The organism is Sulfitobacter sp. F26204 (assembly GCF_026410305.1).
Taxonomy (GTDB): Bacteria; Pseudomonadota; Alphaproteobacteria; order Rhodobacterales; family Rhodobacteraceae; genus Sulfitobacter.
On sequence record NZ_JAPMLQ010000009.1, the window covers coordinates 1 to 19,154 of the forward strand.

At 53.8% G+C, this 19,154-nt stretch carries 18 protein-coding genes; 5 read left to right on the top strand and 13 right to left on the bottom strand.

Annotated elements, in window-relative coordinates; all coding sequences use genetic code 11:
* Positions 1–135 precede the first annotated feature (135 nt).
* From OS190_RS17370 to OS190_RS17380, 3 genes are all read right to left on the bottom strand, one after another.
* Positions 136–456, bottom strand: coding sequence for a transposase (locus tag OS190_RS17370; RefSeq protein WP_267159996.1), 321 nt, complete (start codon positions 454–456; stop codon positions 136–138).
* An 802-nt stretch (positions 457–1,258) separates the two neighbouring features.
* Positions 1,259–2,332 carry a mandelate racemase/muconate lactonizing enzyme family protein gene (locus OS190_RS17375; RefSeq protein WP_267159997.1) on the bottom strand — a complete coding sequence of 358 codons (1,074 nt, stop codon included), beginning with the start codon at positions 2,330–2,332 and terminating at the stop codon, positions 1,259–1,261.
* 48 nt (positions 2,333–2,380) lie between these two features.
* A complete protein-coding gene (locus tag OS190_RS17380) occupies positions 2,381–3,154 on the bottom strand; it encodes an amino acid ABC transporter ATP-binding protein (protein ID WP_267159998.1) in 774 nt (257 codons plus the stop codon).
* Positions 3,155–3,341: 187 nt separating this feature from the next.
* Here OS190_RS17380 and pcaF point away from each other — a divergent pair, with 187 nt between their 5' ends.
* Positions 3,342–4,568, top strand: coding sequence for a 3-oxoadipyl-CoA thiolase (pcaF, locus tag OS190_RS17385; RefSeq protein WP_267159999.1), 1,227 nt, complete (start codon positions 3,342–3,344; stop codon positions 4,566–4,568).
* Positions 4,569–4,577: 9 nt separating this feature from the next.
* Here pcaF and OS190_RS17390 read toward each other — a convergent pair whose 3' ends face one another.
* The 5 genes from OS190_RS17390 to OS190_RS17410 all read right to left on the bottom strand — a co-directional run bounded on the left by OS190_RS17390 (position 4,578) and on the right by OS190_RS17410 (position 9,793).
* A complete protein-coding gene (locus tag OS190_RS17390; RefSeq protein WP_267160000.1) occupies positions 4,578–5,321 on the bottom strand; it encodes a GntR family transcriptional regulator in 744 nt (247 codons plus the stop codon).
* 130 nt (positions 5,322–5,451) lie between these two features.
* Complete coding sequence (locus tag OS190_RS17395) at positions 5,452–7,491, bottom strand: 3-hydroxyacyl-CoA dehydrogenase NAD-binding domain-containing protein (RefSeq protein WP_267160001.1); 2,040 nt, start codon at positions 7,489–7,491, stop codon at positions 5,452–5,454.
* Positions 7,492–7,494: 3 nt separating this feature from the next.
* On the bottom strand, positions 7,495–8,256 hold the full coding sequence (locus OS190_RS17400) for an enoyl-CoA hydratase-related protein (protein WP_267160002.1): 762 nt from the start codon (positions 8,254–8,256) through the stop codon (positions 7,495–7,497).
* 50 nt (positions 8,257–8,306) lie between these two features.
* Positions 8,307–8,921 (bottom strand): fumarate hydratase C-terminal domain-containing protein, encoded by a 615-nt coding sequence (locus tag OS190_RS17405; protein WP_267160003.1) that lies wholly within the window; start codon positions 8,919–8,921, stop codon positions 8,307–8,309.
* A gap of 2 nt (positions 8,922–8,923) precedes the next feature.
* Positions 8,924–9,793: a fumarate hydratase gene (locus OS190_RS17410; protein WP_267160004.1), complete on the bottom strand. Its 870-nt coding sequence runs from the start codon at positions 9,791–9,793 to the stop codon at positions 8,924–8,926.
* Positions 9,794–10,004: 211 nt separating this feature from the next.
* Here OS190_RS17410 and OS190_RS17415 point away from each other — a divergent pair, with 211 nt between their 5' ends.
* The 4 genes from OS190_RS17415 (at position 10,005) to OS190_RS17430 (ending at position 13,447) form a co-directional block, all read left to right on the top strand.
* Complete coding sequence (locus OS190_RS17415; RefSeq protein ID WP_267160005.1) at positions 10,005–10,808, top strand: alpha/beta fold hydrolase; 804 nt, start codon at positions 10,005–10,007, stop codon at positions 10,806–10,808.
* 145 nt (positions 10,809–10,953) lie between these two features.
* The gene (locus OS190_RS17420; RefSeq protein WP_267160006.1) at positions 10,954–11,625 is read left to right on the top strand and encodes a glutathione S-transferase family protein; all 672 of its coding nucleotides are present in this window, start codon (positions 10,954–10,956) and stop codon (positions 11,623–11,625) included.
* Positions 11,622–12,842 (top strand): CaiB/BaiF CoA transferase family protein, encoded by a 1,221-nt coding sequence (locus OS190_RS17425; RefSeq protein ID WP_267160007.1) that lies wholly within the window; start codon positions 11,622–11,624, stop codon positions 12,840–12,842. Before OS190_RS17420 ends, OS190_RS17425 begins: the two co-directional genes overlap by 4 nt.
* A 2-nt stretch (positions 12,843–12,844) precedes the next feature.
* Entirely contained in the window at positions 12,845–13,447 is a 603-nt protein-coding gene (locus OS190_RS17430) for a carboxymuconolactone decarboxylase family protein (RefSeq protein WP_267160008.1), read from the top strand.
* A 148-nt stretch (positions 13,448–13,595) separates the two neighbouring features.
* On the opposite strand, the gene OS190_RS17435 is transcribed toward OS190_RS17430, so the two are convergent.
* The 5 genes from OS190_RS17435 to OS190_RS17455 all read right to left on the bottom strand — a co-directional run bounded on the left by OS190_RS17435 (position 13,596) and on the right by OS190_RS17455 (position 19,082).
* A complete protein-coding gene (locus tag OS190_RS17435; RefSeq protein ID WP_267160009.1) occupies positions 13,596–14,684 on the bottom strand; it encodes an amino acid ABC transporter permease in 1,089 nt (362 codons plus the stop codon).
* Positions 14,684–15,832 carry an amino acid ABC transporter permease gene (locus OS190_RS17440; RefSeq protein WP_267160010.1) on the bottom strand — a complete coding sequence of 383 codons (1,149 nt, stop codon included), beginning with the start codon at positions 15,830–15,832 and terminating at the stop codon, positions 14,684–14,686. Before OS190_RS17440 ends, OS190_RS17435 begins: the two co-directional genes overlap by 1 nt.
* A 93-nt stretch (positions 15,833–15,925) precedes the next feature.
* Positions 15,926–16,945 (bottom strand): amino acid ABC transporter substrate-binding protein, encoded by a 1,020-nt coding sequence (locus OS190_RS17445; RefSeq protein WP_267160097.1) that lies wholly within the window; start codon positions 16,943–16,945, stop codon positions 15,926–15,928.
* A gap of 40 nt (positions 16,946–16,985) precedes the next feature.
* A complete protein-coding gene (locus OS190_RS17450) occupies positions 16,986–18,197 on the bottom strand; it encodes an aminotransferase-like domain-containing protein (RefSeq protein ID WP_267160011.1) in 1,212 nt (403 codons plus the stop codon).
* A 42-nt stretch (positions 18,198–18,239) separates the two neighbouring features.
* Positions 18,240–19,082, bottom strand: a complete 843-nt coding sequence (locus OS190_RS17455; RefSeq protein ID WP_267160012.1) for an NAD(P)-dependent oxidoreductase — start codon at positions 19,080–19,082, stop codon at positions 18,240–18,242.
* Positions 19,083–19,154: the final 72 nt, after the last annotated feature.

A 19,154-nucleotide genomic window follows, 5' to 3' on the forward strand; every position in this document is an offset into this window, starting at 1 on the left:
GCGCTTCCAACGCCACCTTGGCCTTAAACTCTGGGTGATGTTGCTTCCGTTTCGACATCGTCAATCTCCTTCGTGTTGAAGATCAACAGACAACAAATTGCAGCTTACGTCAGTGTCCGAATTTCGGGGGGTAGCTCAATGGAGACGCAGCGCAGGCGCGCAGCGACGGGCATCTGCGCGCCTGTTGACAAACTTCTCCTCATATAAATCGTTCTCGACCGCCAGCCTCCCAATCTTTGCGTGCAAATCCTTGATCTCCGCTTCTGTCGGGCCGCTCTGCTTGCCGCCAGAGAACACATCGGCCATCCCTTCGATGGCTTGACGCTTCCATGTGCTCACCTGATTTGGATGCAATTGATGCTTTGCCGCAATCTCCTGCACGGTCTTGTCGCCACGCAGCGCTTCCAACGCCACCTTGGCTTTAAACTGGTCTGTAAAGTTCCGGCGCTTCGCCATTCTCGTTTCCCTTCAGAGGTTTGGGATACACCTTAGCTGACTGTCCAGTTTTCTGGGACCACTTCAGCCACAGTCCCCTCTGGACTTACAACAACGAGCGACCCAACATGGGCATCGGCGGAGTGACACCCGCCATGAAACTAAAAGCAGCCGCGTGAATTCTACGGCTAAGCCCCATTAAAGATGGGGGATTACCCCACCCGCTGCTTTTGCTTCGGAATTTTGTCACGGCGATCAGCGTTGAACTTGTGCGGTATTTATAGCAAGCTGAATAGAATAAGCCGTGACTGATATCACCCGAGTCGTGCTCCGTGCATCAAGGCTATAAATGTCGTGCATTGTTATGAGAGAAGACGAATATGGTAAATGGGAATTTTAACTCAGCAAACGACATAATTGCATACGGTTCTGCACTTCTGCCTCCATCAGATCTCATTGGGGTTATACTTTGTTCCATTTTTCTGATAGTTATTAACTTCCTCATTCTGCTAATAATTATTAGCACCCCTAAAACTCGCAAACCACAGGGGACGCTTGCAGAGAACGAAGAGTACATATTTGTACCGCATTGGTACTAACAACCCCCTCTGCTAACGCTGTTGTTTAATCTCGCAGTAAGATGGCTAACCAGCATCCAAAATCATACCAGCTTATAAGGTTTCAGAAATTCGTAATAACCTGCGCTGAGGTGAAATATCCCAGTACTGTTATCTGCACCTTATGGCTCGAATTGCCGAACAAGCTAATTAGTAACCGATAATGGGTGCACTTTTCGCGCCGCTGGAGGCGAAGATACAGTCGATTAAACCACCGCTAGGCCGCATCCTACCCCTGTCGGTAAACGCAGTTCACCGTTTTGCACGCTCAAGCCAGTGCTTGGATCATCGCCGAGGTGCTCAAATTCTGCCAATTCGTGTGGATAGAAATGTGTGCCAAAAGTCGCCGTCATGTGGGCGATTTGCGCCGTGTAGAACTTTGGCCCAAAAGCAGCGCCAATACGATATCCTAGGCCGGCCGAATGGCACATGCGTGCCGCGATTAAAGTATTTCGCAGCCCTCCCATGCGCGAGACTTTGAAATTCACACAATCGGCAGCTTCCGACCGGATTATAGTCATCACGTCCTCAAGGCATTGAATACATTCATCTGCTTCGATGTGCATGTCCAGATTTTCGCGCAACAACTTGAGGCCTGACAGATTTCGTGCAGGCACAGGCTGCTCCGCTAGATCAACACCAAAGCCAGCTACCTGCCGCAGTGTCATCAACGCCCCTTTGGTCGAGTAGGACTGGTTTGGATCGACACACAGCCGAACATTGTCGCCGACCCGCGCACGAACCTCACGGATGCGGGCTATGTCCTTGGTGGCGTTCCCGTCCATCTTGATTTTAAGGTTTTTATACCCTTCTTCACAAAGCACAGCCGCTTTTTCTGCGGCGTCCTTGGGGTCACAAATCGGAACGATGCGCGTGTTCACAATCCGGTCGGTCAATGCGCCGCCGAAAAGTACCGACAGTGGCACGTCCAAGAGCCTGGCGCACAATTCATGCAGCGCGAAGTCTACGCCCGACTTTGCATGCAGATGGCCATAAACATTGCTGTTCATCAATTGCCAAATCCGTTCGATATTATGCGGATTTTGCCCCACAACAATGGGGACCAGCGCATCCAATACAGCCTTGGCGCCGTCAGGCGTATCAGAAGATATGCCGACTGCCTGAGAATACCCATTGGCGACGATACCCGTGTTTGTCGTCAGCGTAACCATCCACCCTGTGACAATGGGGATAGGTCCGCCGGCATACCGCCAGTCCTTGTCTTCTTGGGTCAGATTACAGGCTGTGACCTGCATGTCGTTGATAAAAACTTCGGTCATCGCGGCCTCTTTCAATAACGACCATGTGGAAAACTCGGAAGGCGTGAGTTATAGAATTTGACTCAGGAAGTTTTTGGTCCGCTCGTTCTTGGGATTGTCAAAGAAATCATGTGGCTTGTTCTGTTCTACGATTTGCCCTTGATCCATAAAGATGACGCGATCGGCCACTTGTTTGGCAAAGCCCATTTCATGAGTTACGCAAATCATTGTCATCCCCTCCTCTGCGAGGCTGATCATGGTGTCGAGAACCTCCTTGATCATTTCGGGATCTAGTGCCGATGTCGGCTCGTCAAACAACATTATCCGCGGGTTCATGCATAGACTGCGCGCAATCGCGACACGCTGTTGTTGCCCCCCCGACAGTTGACCGGGGTATTTGTTTGCTTGATCGGGAATCTTGACCTTTTCAAGAAAATACATCGCAATCTCTTCCGCTTCTTTTTTTGCCATCTTGCGAACCCAAATCGGCGCGAGTGTACAGTTCTCCAGAATCGTCAAGTGTGGAAACAAGTTGAAGTGTTGGAAACACATGCCAACTTCCGACCGGACCTTGTCAATATTCTTGAGATCTGACGACAACTCGATCCCATCAACGATAATATCGCCTTGTTGGTGTTCCTCCAGTCGGTTGATGCAGCGGATCAATGTCGACTTTCCGGACCCCGACGGCCCACAAATGACAATCCGTTCGCCAGTGTGAACGGTCAGATCAATGTCGCGCAAAACATGAAATGTACCGTACCATTTGTTCATATTCCTAATTTCAATCGCGACTTCGTCTTTAGGGTTGGGAACGTGATGATTGAGCGCGGCAGTTGACATGTGATATTTCCTGTTGGTTCAGATTAGAGGCATTTCATCGTTAATCGGCTCTGATTTCAGTCTGATCAGGTGTCGGTAAATCTTGTAAAGGTGATAAACCTATACTATAGATTAATTCACGTCACAACATAAATTCTCACACTACTTTTGGCCCAGAAAACCTATCACTAATGTAAGGACTTAACGGATGTGCAACGTAACTCAATCGGTCGAAAACGAAGTCTTTATCTGTGATGCGCTACGCACTCCGGTTGGGAAGTACGGCGGTGCGCTGTCCTCCGTGCGGCCAGATGATTTATTGGCGAATGTGCTCCGAACGCTTGTCGAACGCAGCGGAATCCCGACAGATCTGATCGAAGAGGTCGTCATTGGCTGTGCCAACCAAGCGGGTGAAGACAACCGCAATATTGCCCGTATGTCCGCCCTACTGGCCGGCTTGCCCGTGACCGTTCCCGGCGTCACGATCAATCGGCTGTGCGCCTCTGGTCTGGACGCTATTGGCCTTGCCGCACGCTCTATCAAAGCTGGAGAATTGGATCTTGCGATCGCCGGTGGCGTCGAGAGCATGTCACGCGCGCCATTCGTCATGGCCAAAGCCAACGCGGCGTTTTCCCGTCAGGCCAGCATTGAAGACACAACTATTGGTTGGCGCTTCGTCAATCCAACGATGGAGGTGCAGCATGGCGTGGATTCCATGCCGTCGACCGCCGAAAACGTGGCTGATGACCATGGCGTCAGTCGCGAAGATCAAGACGCCTTTGCCATACGCAGTCAAGAACGGGCAAGCGCTGCGTTGAAGTCAGGCGTGTTTAACACAGAGATTATTCCAGTTTCGGTCCCAGCTCCCAAAAAGACCGTTATTGAGGTGTCGTTCGACGAACACCCCCGGCTGTCCAGTTTGGATCAACTTGCATTGCTTCGCCCGATTGTGCGGCCCGACGGAACCGTAACGGCCGGCAATGCCTCTGGTGTAAACGATGGAGCCTGTGCGATGATTTTGGCATCTACGAAAGCAGTCGAGGAGCACAACCTGACACCACGCGCCCGTGTATTAGGCTTGGCGTCCGGCGGCGTTGCACCGCGGACGATGGGCATGGGACCGGTTGTAGCTGTGGCTCGATTGAATGCCCGACTTGGCCTGTCGATGAGTGATTATGACGTGATTGAGCTGAACGAGGCCTTCGCCAGCCAAGCCCTCGCTTGTCTACGTGAATTTGGAATCGCCGATAACGCAAGTCACGTCAATCCAAACGGCGGAGCCATTGCCTTGGGTCATCCACTGGGCATGTCAGGCGCACGCATGGTCACAACCCTAACCCGAGAACTAAACCAGCGCGGTGCGCGGTATGGTTTGGCCACGATGTGCGTGGGCGTTGGTCAAGGTGTTGCCCTCGCAATCGAGGCTATTACCTAAAGTAGATCGTTAAGTCAGCTTGATATCCAATCGCACCACATCGCCGCGGTAAATTCCTTCGGCAACCAAGACCGCCACACCGTTTTGGTCAACAGCGCGCCGATGCACAAAAGCGACGGGCGCATTCAGCGGCATATTCAATGCATCGGCAACGTCCATATCAGCGCTGCCAATCGTCAGCGTCTGCTGCGCTTCGACGATCTTGAGCCCTGGGATATCGCTGATCAATCGTAGTGCGGTTTTTGTGGTCAAATCTTTGTCCGAAATACTGTCATTCAGCCGTTCATCTATATGAATATCCGTAATCAAGAACGCTTCTTTGTTGCGAAAGTGGCGACGACGCAGGTGTCGGTACATCGGGGCGAGAGTTCCGATCGGATAGGCCACCTGTTTTAGGATCACGTTGGGTTCGTCTGACAGAATCTCGATTTCTGAATCGCCTGCAGGGCGCAGTAACCCACCCAAATCAGTTGCAACCGAGCACCATAATTCTTCTTGCGGACGCCGACGCACAAACGTGCCTTTTGCCCGATACCGTTCGATCAACTGTTCTTTTTCAAGCTGGTCCAGCGCCTGCCGGATCGTCGCACGCGCCACGCCGCAATCTTCTGCTAGCTCATCCACAGTTGGAATTTGACTACCAAGCGGCCACTGCCCCGAAACGATCCTGCTTCGAAACAAGGTCGCCAATTGGATGTAACGTGCAATCGCACTTCGGCCGAAATCAAGGGGTGGGCCAGATGCTCCGCTCATGTTTTTACCGCATTCCTTCGTCAATCTATCGCGCGACGCTAATCGTTTAGTCGGGGCTGCGCAATGACCCGCAGAGGTCACGATCCCTTTCGCTCAATATGGGGCTTTCGGCCGCCAATTTATCATAAGGTCATGCGTCAGCACGAAAAAACCCGTGCCCCGTAGCTGTCTGTAATTGATCCATCAGACCGGTCAGCTCATCACAGGGCAATTGCTGCGCCCAATACATCGGCCCGCCCCGGTACGACGGGAACCCGTATCCGGTGACCATAACCACATCGATATCGGACGCCTTGTCAGCAATACCGTCTTGCAGCACCAGCTTGGCCTCGTTGACGATGGCCGCCATAACGCGATCCACAATTTCCTTCTGTGTGAAGGGTCTGGCAACAATACCTTTGTCCGCACGGCTTTGTTTGACAATTTTCGCGGTTATCGGATCGGGTACGCCAACTCGTGGGTTTTGTGAATAGTCGTACCACCCCGCACCTGTCTTGCGACCAAGCCGCCCTGCATCACACAAGCGATCAGGAATATCGACATAACGTGCCATTGGATCGCGTGTCGCGGCCAGCCGGTCGCGGCGTGCTTTTGCAATGTCCAGTCCAGACAGGTCACTGACCGAAAACGGGCCGAGCGCGAAACCAAAATCGACCAATGCAGCATCCACCTGTTGTGGATCTGCCCCCTCTTCTACCATGAACTCACATTGCCCACGGTAGGCCGCGTAAATGCGGTTACCGATGAACCCTTCCGCAGATTTCGCCAAAACCGTAGCTTTTCCAAGCTTACGTCCGACTGCAAACGCCGTAGCAAGATTGGTGGCGCTGCTGCGTGGTCCGCTCACCACCTCTAGCAGCCGCATCCTGTCAGCCGGACTAAAGAAATGCATCCCGATCAATCGGCTGGGGTCTGCCATTGCATCGGCAATACCGTCGATATCCAAATAAGATGTGTTTGTCGCAAGCACGGCGTGGGACGGCACGATAGTTTCGAGATCTGCAAACAGAGATTGCTTGGCGCTCAGGTTTTCGACTATTGCCTCGATCACAAGGTCGGCTGTCACCAGCTCGCTACGATCCGTAGTAGGTGTTAATCGCGACATGCAATCATCCGCCTGAGATTGGGTTAGACGACCTGCCTTAACTTGACCAACATATCCGTCACTGATCCTCTGCACACCCGCATCCAAGGCTTGGGCAGCAAGTTCGATGATGGTCACGTGGAAACCCGCGTTTAGAAAACAGATCGCTATTCCCGCGCCCATGGTTCCAACCCCAATTACGCCAACTGTCCGCACGTCGCGCGCCGAAACTTCTGTAAGGCTGGGAATGCGTTTTGCATCACGTTGCGCGAAAAATTGGTGCCGCAAGGCGTAGGCCTCGGGTGACAAACGTAAGTCTTGGAACACCGTGCGCTCTTTGGCCAAGGCGGTGTCGAACGGCTCTGTAGCAGCGCGTTGGATGGAAGTGATTGCCGCTTGCGCTGCGGGCACACTTTTGTTCCCGCGCAGTGCTTTGGTAATTTCTACGACGATTTGATCGGTATAGATGTCAGGTACAGGGGCAGCACTCAAAAGGCGCTTTTTCCCATTCAAAGAGCGCAGGAACGTGATCGCGTCGGCGCGTAGATCATCCCTAGATATCGCATCCAACATGCCAAGTTTGTGTGCTTCGACGGCCTTAACACGCGCGCCCTTGCAAATGAGCTGAATCGACTTCGCAACCCCAACCAAGCGAGGTAAACGCTGCGTGCCACCCGCTCCTGGGATGATGCCCAGTTTCACTTCGGGTAAGCCAACAAGTGCATCTGCGGCCCCGATCCGAGCATCGCACCCAAGTGCCAGTTCGTATCCACCCCCAAGAGCTGCGCCGTTGATTGCAGCCACGACAGGAAATGGAGCGTCCTCAATCGCAGAGATAACAACAGGTAATTGCGGTTCTGCGAGCGGGCCGGAAAACTCTTTTAGATCTGACCCCGAGATGAAATTCCGTCCCACCCCCATTAATACTACGCCAGCGATGTCTTGATCGGCGGAAAGCGTTCTAATGGCGGCCAATAGCCCTTGCCGCAAAGCTTGGGTAGAGGCGTTGACCGGTGGGTTGTCCAGCAAGACAATCGCAATATCACCATCGCGCTCGATCCGAACGACATCAGTTTTTGTGGTCATAACTTAGCGCCCCACGAACACCGGGCGGCGCTTTTCTACAACAGCGCGTGTGGCCTCGCGTGCGTCTTCGGTGGCCATCAGTTTCGTGCTGTAACCCTGCTCTTTTGCATAACCGTCCTCGACTGGCATGAACTCGATCTCATTCAAGGAGGCCTTGCCCAACCGCAGGCCAAGTGGTGCCTTGGCAGCAATAACTTCGGCGATCTCTTGCGCGCGAGCCATCAGCTGATCGCCCTCCAACACTTCGTTCACCATGCCAACGCGCAAGGCTTCGTCCGCACCAATCGGTTGGCCGGTAAAGGCCATCATGCGCAGCACGCTTTGCGGGACAAGCCGCCCAATATGGGCACCGCCACCGCACCGACCAACATTAATTTCAGGCAGACCAAACGTGGCGTTTCGCGATGCAAGCCGGATGTCACAAACGGATGCCAGCACCGCACCTGCACCAAGCGCGGGGCCGTTCACCGCTGCGATGACCGGCATTGCTGCGTGACGAACCGCACTGAACATGCGCCGCACAATTGCGGCCCGCGCGGGGTCATCCTCGACCGAGGCCGCAAGGAATTCGTTCAGGTCCAAGCCAGCACAAAACGCCCTATTGCCCTGAGCCGTCAGGATAACGCAGTTGATGTCATCCCAGTCCTTTGTGCTTTCAAAAAGTTCCGCTAACTCCTCGTACAGCCCGATTGTCAAAGCGTTGACTGGCGGGCGATCCAAAGTGATACGTGCAATTTTGTCGGCTTTTACGATGTGCAAGGTCATGCAATATAGACTTTCTTTAAGAGCATAGTGAGGGGCATTTTTTTTGGAGACTAGCCACGGGCCGCGGCCAGTTTGGCCAAAACATCCGCGCGGCGCGCCTGCGCGTCGTCGGCCAGATTGTCATACAGACTGTTCCCGTCTGCATCGATGGCAACGGTCAGGGGACCAAGGCGTTCGACTTCAAGCACGACCAAACGGTAATGCGAAATCATGTCCTGCCATGCAACTTTGACCACATGGCGGATTGATGCGGATAACAAGGGGCACCCGCCTCCCAAGAACGAAAGATAGACGCCACCGACATCTTTAAGCGCACGGGCACATTCGGCATCCAAGCCACCTTTGCCACCAACGCACGCCAAATCCAATTCACGGATGATGCGCGGCATCACAGAATTGAACCTCGTACTTGTGGTCGGGTTCATATAAAGGACGTCAAATTCACCGTCCTTTTCCTCGCTATAGCTCCCAAGGTGGAAAAACGCCGCGCGGTTCAAATCCACCGGAAGGGGCTCACCCCGATCCAGATAGTCCAGAATACGTGCGTGGGTCGGAATACCTGCGGTGGCGTTGATCTGACCGTCCAAGTATATCATTTCGCCCAGCTTGAGGCTGCGGGCAACTTCGGGCGTCATAGGAAGGGTAATCGTGCGGATATCGTCCATTTTTACTCCACCCGCTCGACGCGGCCATCGCTATAGATACGGGCGCGGGTGCGGCGGTTGATCCAGCAGTTGAAGCTGACCGCGACAGGCGTAAATCCGTGGCCTGAGGCATAGTTAACATGTACGCCCAGCGTAGTTGTCTTACCGCCCGTTCCCATCGGGCCAAAGCCCAGGTCATTCACCGCCTCGGTCAGGCGCTTCTCCATCGCCGCCAGAATAGGCTCTTCATTGATCGACCCCAATGGGCGAAGCGTCGCCTCTTTGGACATTTTGGCGCAGTAGTCAAACGTGCCGCCAATTCCCACTCCCATGATAACGGGTGGGCAATGCTGTGACCCCGCCTTGATCGCGGTGTCCAGCACGAAGGTTTCGATCGTTTCCAACGTGGGGAATGTGAACAATTCCATCGCAGCCCATCGACCCGAACCAAGCGCCTTAGGCGAGCAAGTTATGTCGATGTAGTCCGCGTCACTGATCAAATCGAAGGTCACAATCGGCATGTCTTTGCCGTGATACCCCCGTTCACCAGTTAGCGGATTGGTGACATGCTTTAGGATCGGCGGATCAATCGTTTTGACGAGGTTATCAAACCCCTCACGAATGGCGTTTTTGATGTCCGCATTCCAAACAGCTTTGGTTCCGATGCGCACGAAATAGACCGGGACACCGGAATCGGAACATACATAACGATCATTGTCCTCAGCCGCTTTTGCACTGTGCAGCATCATCGTCAGCGTGTTCTTGGCTGTGACGCTGTCTTCATTTTCACGGGCGGCCTCAAGCGCCGCCTTGGTATCATCTGGCACCTTACGCAAGGCCCAAGAATATAGGTCTTGTGTCAGCTGACTAATGGCGCTGTCTGATATTGTCATAAAGGTCCTGCCGTTCGATTTGAGAGCATGTCCGCGAGCATTGCTACATATTTTAGATACGAATAGCCTACTATTTGTCTTATCCAGGCTTGCTTAGGGCATAAGTATGACCTATTGGTTTTGATGTCAATCACGGTAGGGGTAAAATCAATATGGATACCAACCATCGCCGAAACTTTCTGCAACTTTGTCTGAAATCGGATGCACTCTGATGTCTGGCTCTGAGCACGTACAAGTGGACGGCGCATCGCTGTATTTTGAGGTCGAAAGCGCTCACTCGGGGGCCCCTTGGCTGGTATTTTGTAACTCGCTATTGACCGATCACACAGTATGGGATGGGCAAGTCGCCGCGTTCAAGGATCGGTACAATATTCTGCGGTACGATCAGCGCGGGCACGGAAGAAGTAGTGACCCCGACGGACCAATGTCCTTTGATGTTCTTGGATCGGACGCCATTGCAACCATGGAGGCATGCGACATTCCCACCGCTACCTTTATTGGGTTATCCATGGGCACGCCAACAGCACTTGATATCTGGGGTAAGCGGCCCGATCTGATCAGTCGATTGGTGTTGTGCGACGGGCAGAGCCGCCCGACGCAACAGGGGATTGGTCTATGGAGCGAGCGGGTCCAAGAGGCCCGCACGATTGGCCTGGACGCCTATTGTCGCGCTACTTTAGGTCGTTGGTTCGGGTCTCAGTTTTTGGAAAAGCAGCCAGAGCAAGCGCAGGTGATTTTGTCCATGATGATGCGGACCCGCTTTGCCGGTTTTGAAAACTGCGTGCGGGCCCTGCAGAACTTTGACTACGCCGACTTGTTGCCAAGCATCACGGTTCCGACCCAGATACTTGTGGGCGCAAATGACGGTGGGCTACCGATAGTCATGCAACAGATGTGCGAAAACATCCCAGCCGCAAAACTGACAGAGATTGCAGGTGCTGGCCACATCCCCAATGTTGAGCAGGCCGCGGCCTTTAATAAGGCACTTGGAGATTTCCTCAGTAAAACAACTTAGTATCACTTCGGAATATTCATTAATCAACGCCAGACGCCCAAAAGAACATTAGTACATATGATTGACTTATAGGGGGCAGCATAATAAGGTTATGTCGAATGAACATGCTGCCGTGAGGTGTAAACTAAAGGATGGCCAAGCCGCCATGAAACTACATTGGTCCCCCCGCTCGCCCTTCGTTCGGAAGGTGGAAATCGCCCTTCATGAGGCCGATCTTGTTGATAAAGTCACCCGTGTACGATCTGTCGTTGCACTGATTGCCGCCCCCAACCCAGACGTGTTGGTTGATAATCCGCTGGGGCAAATCCCAACACTTGTACCGCAGACCGGACCGCCGCTCTATGACTCGCGGGTCATTTGCGAATACATTGATGGCCTGTCTGAAAAGACCAATCTGTTCCCGACGAATGCCGACGATAGATTTTGGCACCTGCACTGGCAGGCGCTTGGCGACGGCTTGGCAACTATTCTGATCACATTGCGCAACGAACGCCTGCGCGAGGGCGGGGGCTCACACGTGATGCGGGCTGCACTTGAAACCAAGGCGCGCGCCTCAATCGCAGCCTTAACCGGCGACTCGACTCAACTAAAGGCTAGCGAATTTGGCATTGGTCATATCGCAATTGCCTGTGCCTTGGGTCAATTAGAATTCCGCTTTCGTGATAGCAACTGGCGCGCGGCACATACTGGCCTCGCAGCTTGGTTTGACGAACTTGAAACGCGGCCCTCAATTGCAACGACCAAAGTGGTCGACGATGGGACTGCGCCTGTAGCGTCTGGCCCATCAGATTTGGAAAAACTGGAGTTTTCAACGTGACCGCACCCAGAACTGGCCCGCTTTCTCATGTGACTGTTCTAGACCTAAGCCGCATCATGGCAGGGCCATGGTCTACGCAAATTCTCGCCGATTTAGGCGCCGACGTAATTAAGATTGAGCGAAAAGGTCTTGGTGACGACACCCGTAAATGGGGGCCTCCCTATCTCAACGACACGGACGGCAACCCTACTCAAGAATCCGGTTACTATTTGTCGGTCAATCGCGGGAAACGCTCGGTCGAACTGGACCTAACCACCACTGAGGGCCAAGATGCCGTTCGCGCCCTGGCCAAGACGTCAGACATTGTCGTTGAGAACTTTAAGGTCGATACACTTGCCCGCTACGGGTTAGATGCGGCATCGCTGCGCACGATCAACCCGCGTCTGATCTATTGCTCGATCACAGGGTTTGGCAGCACGGGTCCGCGGCGGACGCAAGCCGCCTACGACTTCATGGTCCAAGCAATGGGTGGCTTGATGAGCGTCACAGGCGAGCGTGATGGCGAAGCAGGTGCCGGCCCCCAAAAGATCGGTGTTCCGATCGTCGACATTATGACCGGCATGTATGCCAGCGTCGCCATCCTGGCTGCCCTCGCGCGGCGCAATGAAACAGGCAAAGGCGACACGATCGATATCGCGATGCTCGACGTGCAAACCGCGTTTTTGGCAAATCAGGCGATGAATTATCTCGTGTCAGGCAAAACACCCGTGCGCAACGGCAACAAGCACCCGAACATCCAGCCACAAGATGTGTTCAAATGCCGCGATGGCCACATCGTTATCGCGGTTGGCAACGATGCGCAGTTCGAGAAATTCTGCGCAGTGTTGGGCATGGAAGGTTGGGCCGAGAGCTCTGACTTTGCAACCAACCCCGCCCGCGTGTTAAACCTACCTGTACTGCACGCCGAAATCACCAAACGGCTGGGCACCAATGATCTCTCCCATTGGATCGCGGCGCTCAGCGCGCAAGGGGTGCCATGTGGCCCGATTAATACCATCCCGATGGTCTTTGAGGATCCTCAGGTCATACATCGTGGTCTCTTGCGCAACATCCCCCACCCGCTGTCGGGAACCGTGCCTCAGGTCACAAGCCCAATGAGGTTCGAAGACGCGATACTTTCCTTTGACACTCCGCCGCCGCTCTTGGGGCAACACACCGAAGAAGTTCTGAAAGAATTTGGTCTTGGCGCGGCAGCTTCAAACAAGCTGGAGGCGTGACCATGGACAACAAGACCGTACAAATGGCACGCATTGCCCTTCCTGACCTTGGCGAGATGACGCCAGACCAACAGGCCGTATTCGATGCGGTTGTCAGTGGCCCGCGCGGCACTATCATTGGCCCCCTACGGGCCGCCCTGCTCAATCCCACACTTGCCGATCGCTGGCAAAAGCTGGGCGAGACTTTGCGCTTCAAGACCAGCTTGCCCAAAAACATCAGCGAGCTTGCAATCATCACAACCGCCCGCCGTTGGGCGAGCGATCTGGAGTGGATCATCCATCAAGCAGCAGCGCTCGACGCTGGGCTCTCTCCCGATATGACCGAAGCCATCAAGCAAGCGGTGCGTCCCGAATTTTCCGATCCAGATGAAGAGAACGTTTATCTGTTTACCCGCCAATTGCTACAAACCGGCAAGGTAGACGATGCGGTCTACGAAAGCGTTCGCCTCCGCTGGACAGACGTCGGCGTCATGGAGCTTACGGCCGTCATCGGTTACTATTCCATGGTCGCCATGACGCTCAACGCCCATAAGATACCCCTGCCCAATGGGGCTGCTGCGCTGTTTCATCAGGCAAGTGACGAGGCCCTCACTGAACTTGGCTAGGACATCCGATTGATGACTAAAAGACATAACGCCATACCTTACAGGGTGCGGCGTTTTTCTTTGTCCGAAAGCTAATGGTGATTCCAACAGAAAAAGGACGCCATGCAGATGCACGGCGTCCTTTGGATCATACGATTTGTCGTTATAATCAACTGTGGCCGAAGTTGGATTCTTTCTCGACCCGCTGGCTGTAACGAGAGATCGAGCGGCAGAAGACCCAATAGATCGCGGCGGCGAAAGCATATCCTTCTAGCTCCATCCCGATCCAACGCGAGTCATTCACACCCGCATTGATCATGCCCAGCAGATCAAACAATCCGATGATGATCACCAAAGAAGTGTCCTTAAAGATCGCAATAAATGTATTCGCAATCCCTGGGATCGCAAGCCGAAGCGCCTGCGGAAGCACGATGAACGCAACGGTTTTCCAATGCGACAGCCCAAGCGACTTGGCCGCCTCGCTCTGCCCAATAGGGACCGCTTGCAACCCGCCACGGACCACCTCCGCCATGTAAGCAGAAGCAAACAAAGCCACGCCAATCAGCGCCCGCAGCAATTTATCGACGGTTACCTCTGCTGGCAAAAAGATTGGCAGTAGAACGGAGGCCATAAAGAGTACCGAAATCAACGGCACCGCGCGGATCACTTCGATAAATGTCACTGCAAACACCGACACAACCGGCATTTTTGACCGACGCGCCAAGGCAAGCAATGTGCCAATTGGCAAGGAGACAGAAATCGCCGTAACCGCAATCGTCAGGGTTAACGTCAGCCCGCCCCACTTTGAGGTCGACACCTTTTCCAATCCCAAACCACCACTTAGCAAGATGAACGTCAAGATCGGAAACCCAAGCACGAGAAAGCCCAGTACATAGGCCTTCCACGGCGTGGCCCGGATCGAAAGCCATGCCAGCCCAGCCAGCAAGATGACAGCAATGATATTCACCCGCCATTGCTGATCCGTGGGATAGAAACCGTACATGAACTGATTGAAACGGACGATGACAAACGGCCAGCAAGCGCCGTCAGGATTACAGCCATCTTGGCTATCCCCCGACCACGTCGCCGAAAACACTGCCCAGTTCAAGACGTGATAAGCAACAAACAGACCAAGCGAGATGGACATCGCACTTAGGAAGATGTGTAGCGGCGATTTTAACAGGTTCTGATGGACCCAAACGGCAGCGGTGGCATTGGCCGGCGCGGCGCGCTCCATGATGTGATCGGGCGTAGTCATTATGTTCTCTCCACTAGCGCGACGCGGCGGTTATACCAGTTCATAAAGGCCGAGATGATCAGGCTGACACACAGGTAGAAACCCATCGTGATCGCCACGATTTCGATCGCGCGGCCGGTCTGGTTGAGGGTGGTTCCGGTAAACACCGAAACGATGTCGGGATAGGCAATCGCAACCGCAAGCGACGAGTTTTTGACGATGTTCAAATACTGGCTGGTCAACGGTGGCACGATGATGCGCATCGCTTGCGGGATCATCACAAGCTTCATGGTCTGCCAATTGGTCAGACCAATCGCCAAGGCGGCTTCTCGCTGTCCTTGAGACACCGCTAGAATACCGCCACGCACCAGTTCTGCAATGAACGCAGCGGTATAAAGCGACAGGCCGATCAACAGCGCCATGAACTCCGGCGGAAGCCATGTCCCACCTTTAAAGTTGAAGCCTTTCAAGACAGGGTAGGTCCAATTTGCGGGCTGGCCAAAGATCATCCAAGCGCCGCCGATCAAGCCCACGGTTGTCAGAAGGAAAGGGATGAACACGGCTTTGCCCTCGCCGCTTTCCTCTTGGACACGGCGGGAGCGACGCACAAGATAGACGAGCGCCGTAATTGAAAGTGCACAGGCCACATAAAAGGCCCTTGTCCCGTCCGAATACTCGGGCCAAGGCATGAATACGCCGCGCACATTCAGGAAGACGCTGTCCATAAACGACAGGCTCGATTTTTGATGGGGCAGAGCGGACAACACACAAGTGTACCAAAACACCAGTTGCAAAAGCAGCGGCACGTTGCGGGCCAGCTCGATATAAGTGCGGCACAGCTTGGCCAATGGCCAGTTTTCCAAAAGCTGGAAGATACCGACAATCATGCCGATGATTGTCGCAATAATAATCGCAAGTGATGAGACTGCGAGTGTGTTGGCAATACCAACCAACAAAACCCGACCAAAAGTTGAAGAGGTTCGGTCGTAGGATATGACGCTGAATGAGATATCAAATCCGGCCGTCTGTCCCATAAAGCCGAGACCTGTGGTCAGGCCAAGCGCTTGCATATTTTCGATCGCGTTCAGCGAAAAAAACGCCACACAAGCCGAAAGTGCCAGCAGCGCCGCTCCCTGAATAGATAGGGACCGTATCCGTTCGGTATTCATGATTTATCCTCATCAATGGCGTTACGCGCCAAAACGACGTTGCAATGCGCGGGCAACCTTAGCCGCCCGCGCATCACACCATTCTAGTGGGGTTCAGTTCGCGGGAGGAACGTACATCACACCACCATCTGACCACAGCGCGTTAAGGCCACGATCAAGCCCGATGGCTGTTTCTTTGCCCAAATTGCGCTCAAAAGATTCGCCGTAGTTACCAACGTGCTTGACGACCTGGTAACCCCAGTCAGCCGGCAGTCCAAGGTAGGCCCCAAACTCGCCCTCGGAACCAAGCAAACGCTTGACCGCTGGGGTGTTGGTTGTGGCAAGTACTTCGTCAACGTTTGCCTGTGTGATACCGCTTTCTTCTGCAAGAACCATCACGTTGAACGACCAACGAACCACATCACCCCATGCGTCGTCACCTTGACGAACAGCAACCGCGAGCGGCTCTTTCGAGATGACCTCATCGAGCACAATGTGCGCACTCGGATCAGGCAATTGACTGCGGCGCACAGCAAGCTGTGAACGGTCGCCCGACATCACGTCACAACGGCCCGCCTCATAGGCTTTGCGGATCTCGTCGCTTTTGTCGAAAACAACAGACTGGAACGACATGTTGTTTGCGGAAAAGTAATCTGCAAGGTTCAACTCGGTTGTGGAACCCGTCCGCAAGCAAACAGTCACACCATCAAGTTCCGACGCTTTGGTCAGCCCCAAGTCGGCCCGAACCATGATACCCTGACCATCGTAATAGTTGATTGCCGCGAAATCCAGACCAAGGCTCGCGTCGCGGGTCAATGTAAAGGTCGTAGAGCGTGGAAGCAGGTCAACTTCACCAGACTGGAGCGCCGTAAAACGGTCCTTGCTGTTCAACGAAATGAATTCGATCTTATTTGGATCGCCAAAGATGGCGGCCGCAACCGCGCGACAAGCATCAACGTCGAACCCCACCCAAACGCCTTCGTCATTTGGTGCAGAGAAACCTGCAACGCCTTCGCTTGTGCCGCACAACAGGTGGCCGCGTTCTTTGACGTCCTCCAGTGTTCCGGCTGTTGCGGCGCTCCCCAACGCCATGGTGCATACAGTTGCAGCACCCATCAGAAATTTTGCTTTCAAATTCATTCTTTCTCTCCCTGAGTTCGAGTTTTATGTTTATTTAACCCGCCGATAACGAGCGGATCACCCTCGCCAAACCGGCAATGCCGTCGGCTATCTGCTGCGTAGAAGGCAGCGAATACGAAAGTCGTAATGTGTTGACGCCAGACCCGTCCGAGTGGAACGAAGCACCGGGAACGAAGATCACTCTTTCCTGCTCAAAGGCGGTCTGTAGCAATGCGCCAGCATCCATCCCTGCTGGCAACGTCAGCCAGACAAACATCCCGCCTTTAGGCTTAGTCCAGGACACCGTGTCGGGCATATGCGCTTTCAATGCATTCAACATTGCATCGCGTTGACCCTTGTAAAACGCGCGAAGTTTTGTGCCATGAGATACCATGATATCGCGGGCAACATCGTTGACGATCATCTGATTCAACATTCCCGAATTCAAATCCGACGCCTGCTTGATCGAGACCAGCTTGGCGATAATTGGTTGGGCAGTGATGATCCAACCGACCCGCAATCCCGGCGTCAAAGACTTGGAGAACGTGCCCAAATAGCTGACAATTGGCGCGGCGGCATCGCTGGCACGATCAAGCTCCAGCAACGTCGGAAGCCGCTCACCTGATAGCTGCAATTGATCGTAGGCCTGATCCTCAATGATCGGGATCTCATATTGACGCGCAAGCGACAGGATCGCCTTGCGTTGCGCTAACGTGAGCATCGTTCCATTGGGGTTGCCATGGTCGGGCATCACATAGAAAAACTTGGCGCCAGCCTTAAGTTCCGCTTCGAGCGCAGCCAAATCCAGCCCGCTATCGTTCAATGGGATCGCGACAAACTCTGGTTCAAACAGGCCAAATGCCTGAAGCGCGCCAACATAGGTGGGGCTGCACGCGATAACCCGGTCACCTTCGTTGATGAATGTCTTACCGACAAACTCCAAGGCCTGCTGTGATCCGCTTGTGATCAAAACATCATCAGGCGAGATTGGCCATTCGGGGCTACCCAACTGATCTGCAACAAACTCCCTAAGTGGCAAGTAACCCTCTGAGGCGCCATACTGCAACGCCTCAGCGCGGCGCAAAGGATCGCTTAAAATTGCGTCCGTAGCGCCGCGCAAGGCTTCAAACGGAAATTGCGATGCACTTGGCGCCCCCGCAGCAAAAGACACTACACCCGGCATCCCTGCTTGCTTTGCCATCGCGCGGATTGCGGATGGTTTAAGCGCGTTCGCACGATCTGAGAGTTGGTTTTCTAGGGCTGACATGAAACGCTTTCTTGACGAAGTGAGGGGGAGGTTTCGGTTGGCTTAGTCCGCTGGGTTAGCCACATTCTTTAACGGTCTACCCGCGATGAAATTATGGGCTTCGCTCAACATGTTACAGATCAATTCTGCGCGCACCTCTTGCGTGACAGACGCCGAATGTGGGGTTAGAACAACGTTATCGAGTGCAATAAAACGAGCATTTAATGCGGGTTCTGTCGCGAATACATCAAGACCTGCGCCAGCGATTTCATCGCCTTCTAGCGCGGCCAACAATGCCACTTCATCCACGACAGAGCCGCGCGCGATATTTATTAAAAAACCCTGCGGACCCAATGCGTCCAAAACCGATCGATCACATAGATTCTCGGTCGCTGGACCACCCGGGCAAGCAAGTACCAAAACATCCGAAACCTTAGCCAAATCCTGCGGGCTCGCCGCGTAATCATACGGCAGAGCCGTATTCCTGATTCGGCTAAAATAACAAACCTCCATGCCAAGGCCAGCGGCACGGCGCGCAATCGCCTGACCAATCCGGCCCATACCCACGACACCCATCCGCTTTTTGTGCACGCTGGTTGATGGCCGGATACGCTCCCCACCCCAACGCCCGGCGCGCACGAAACGGTCCGCCTCCGCAATACGGCGCGTGATCGCATAGGTAAGCCCGATCGCAAAATCCGCGACATCCTCGGTTAAGATATTTGGCGTCACCGACACCACGACACCATGTGCGGTCGCGGCTACAAGATCGAGCTTTTCAAGCCCAACACCCTGGGACAGAACCAAACTAACTTCGGGAAACGTCTCAAGATCCTGCGCCGACAACCCGCGCATCGCGGTTGTTACGGCGATGCGAATGCCTTGGGTATTATCATCCGTATGCATCACAAGCTCGTAGGTTTCAGCAAGTGCAGCGCGCAAGTCCGTAGGGAGTTCTGTAAGAAGAATAAGTTTCTC

What these genes read in the sequence shown, in the direction of transcription:
- OS190_RS17405 (WP_267160003.1), bottom strand. Translation starts at nt 8,921, where the DNA reads ATGGACGATATCCGCACGATTACCCTTCCTATGACGCCCGAAGTTGCC.
- OS190_RS17370 (WP_267159996.1), bottom strand. Translation starts at nt 456, where the DNA reads ATGGCGAAGCGCCGGAACTTTACAGACCAGTTTAAAGCCAAGGTGGCG.
- OS190_RS17400 (WP_267160002.1), bottom strand. Translation starts at nt 8,256, where the DNA reads ATGACCTTGCACATCGTAAAAGCCGACAAAATTGCACGTATCACTTTG.
- OS190_RS17420 (WP_267160006.1), top strand. Translation starts at nt 10,954, where the DNA reads ATGAAACTACATTGGTCCCCCCGCTCGCCCTTCGTTCGGAAGGTGGAA.
- OS190_RS17415 (WP_267160005.1), top strand. Translation starts at nt 10,005, where the DNA reads ATGTCTGGCTCTGAGCACGTACAAGTGGACGGCGCATCGCTGTATTTT.
- OS190_RS17440 (WP_267160010.1), bottom strand. Translation starts at nt 15,832, where the DNA reads ATGAATACCGAACGGATACGGTCCCTATCTATTCAGGGAGCGGCGCTG.
- OS190_RS17380 (WP_267159998.1), bottom strand. Translation starts at nt 3,154, where the DNA reads ATGTCAACTGCCGCGCTCAATCATCACGTTCCCAACCCTAAAGACGAA.
- OS190_RS17455 (WP_267160012.1), bottom strand. Translation starts at nt 19,082, where the DNA reads ATGCATACGGATGATAATACCCAAGGCATTCGCATCGCCGTAACAACC.
- pcaF (WP_267159999.1), top strand. Translation starts at nt 3,342, where the DNA reads ATGTGCAACGTAACTCAATCGGTCGAAAACGAAGTCTTTATCTGTGAT.
- OS190_RS17395 (WP_267160001.1), bottom strand. Translation starts at nt 7,491, where the DNA reads ATGACCACAAAAACTGATGTCGTTCGGATCGAGCGCGATGGTGATATT.
- OS190_RS17430 (WP_267160008.1), top strand. Translation starts at nt 12,845, where the DNA reads ATGGACAACAAGACCGTACAAATGGCACGCATTGCCCTTCCTGACCTT.
- OS190_RS17375 (WP_267159997.1), bottom strand. Translation starts at nt 2,332, where the DNA reads ATGACCGAAGTTTTTATCAACGACATGCAGGTCACAGCCTGTAATCTG.
- OS190_RS17390 (WP_267160000.1), bottom strand. Translation starts at nt 5,321, where the DNA reads ATGAGCGGAGCATCTGGCCCACCCCTTGATTTCGGCCGAAGTGCGATT.
- OS190_RS17450 (WP_267160011.1), bottom strand. Translation starts at nt 18,197, where the DNA reads ATGTCAGCCCTAGAAAACCAACTCTCAGATCGTGCGAACGCGCTTAAA.
- OS190_RS17410 (WP_267160004.1), bottom strand. Translation starts at nt 9,793, where the DNA reads ATGACAATATCAGACAGCGCCATTAGTCAGCTGACACAAGACCTATAT.
- OS190_RS17435 (WP_267160009.1), bottom strand. Translation starts at nt 14,684, where the DNA reads ATGACTACGCCCGATCACATCATGGAGCGCGCCGCGCCGGCCAATGCC.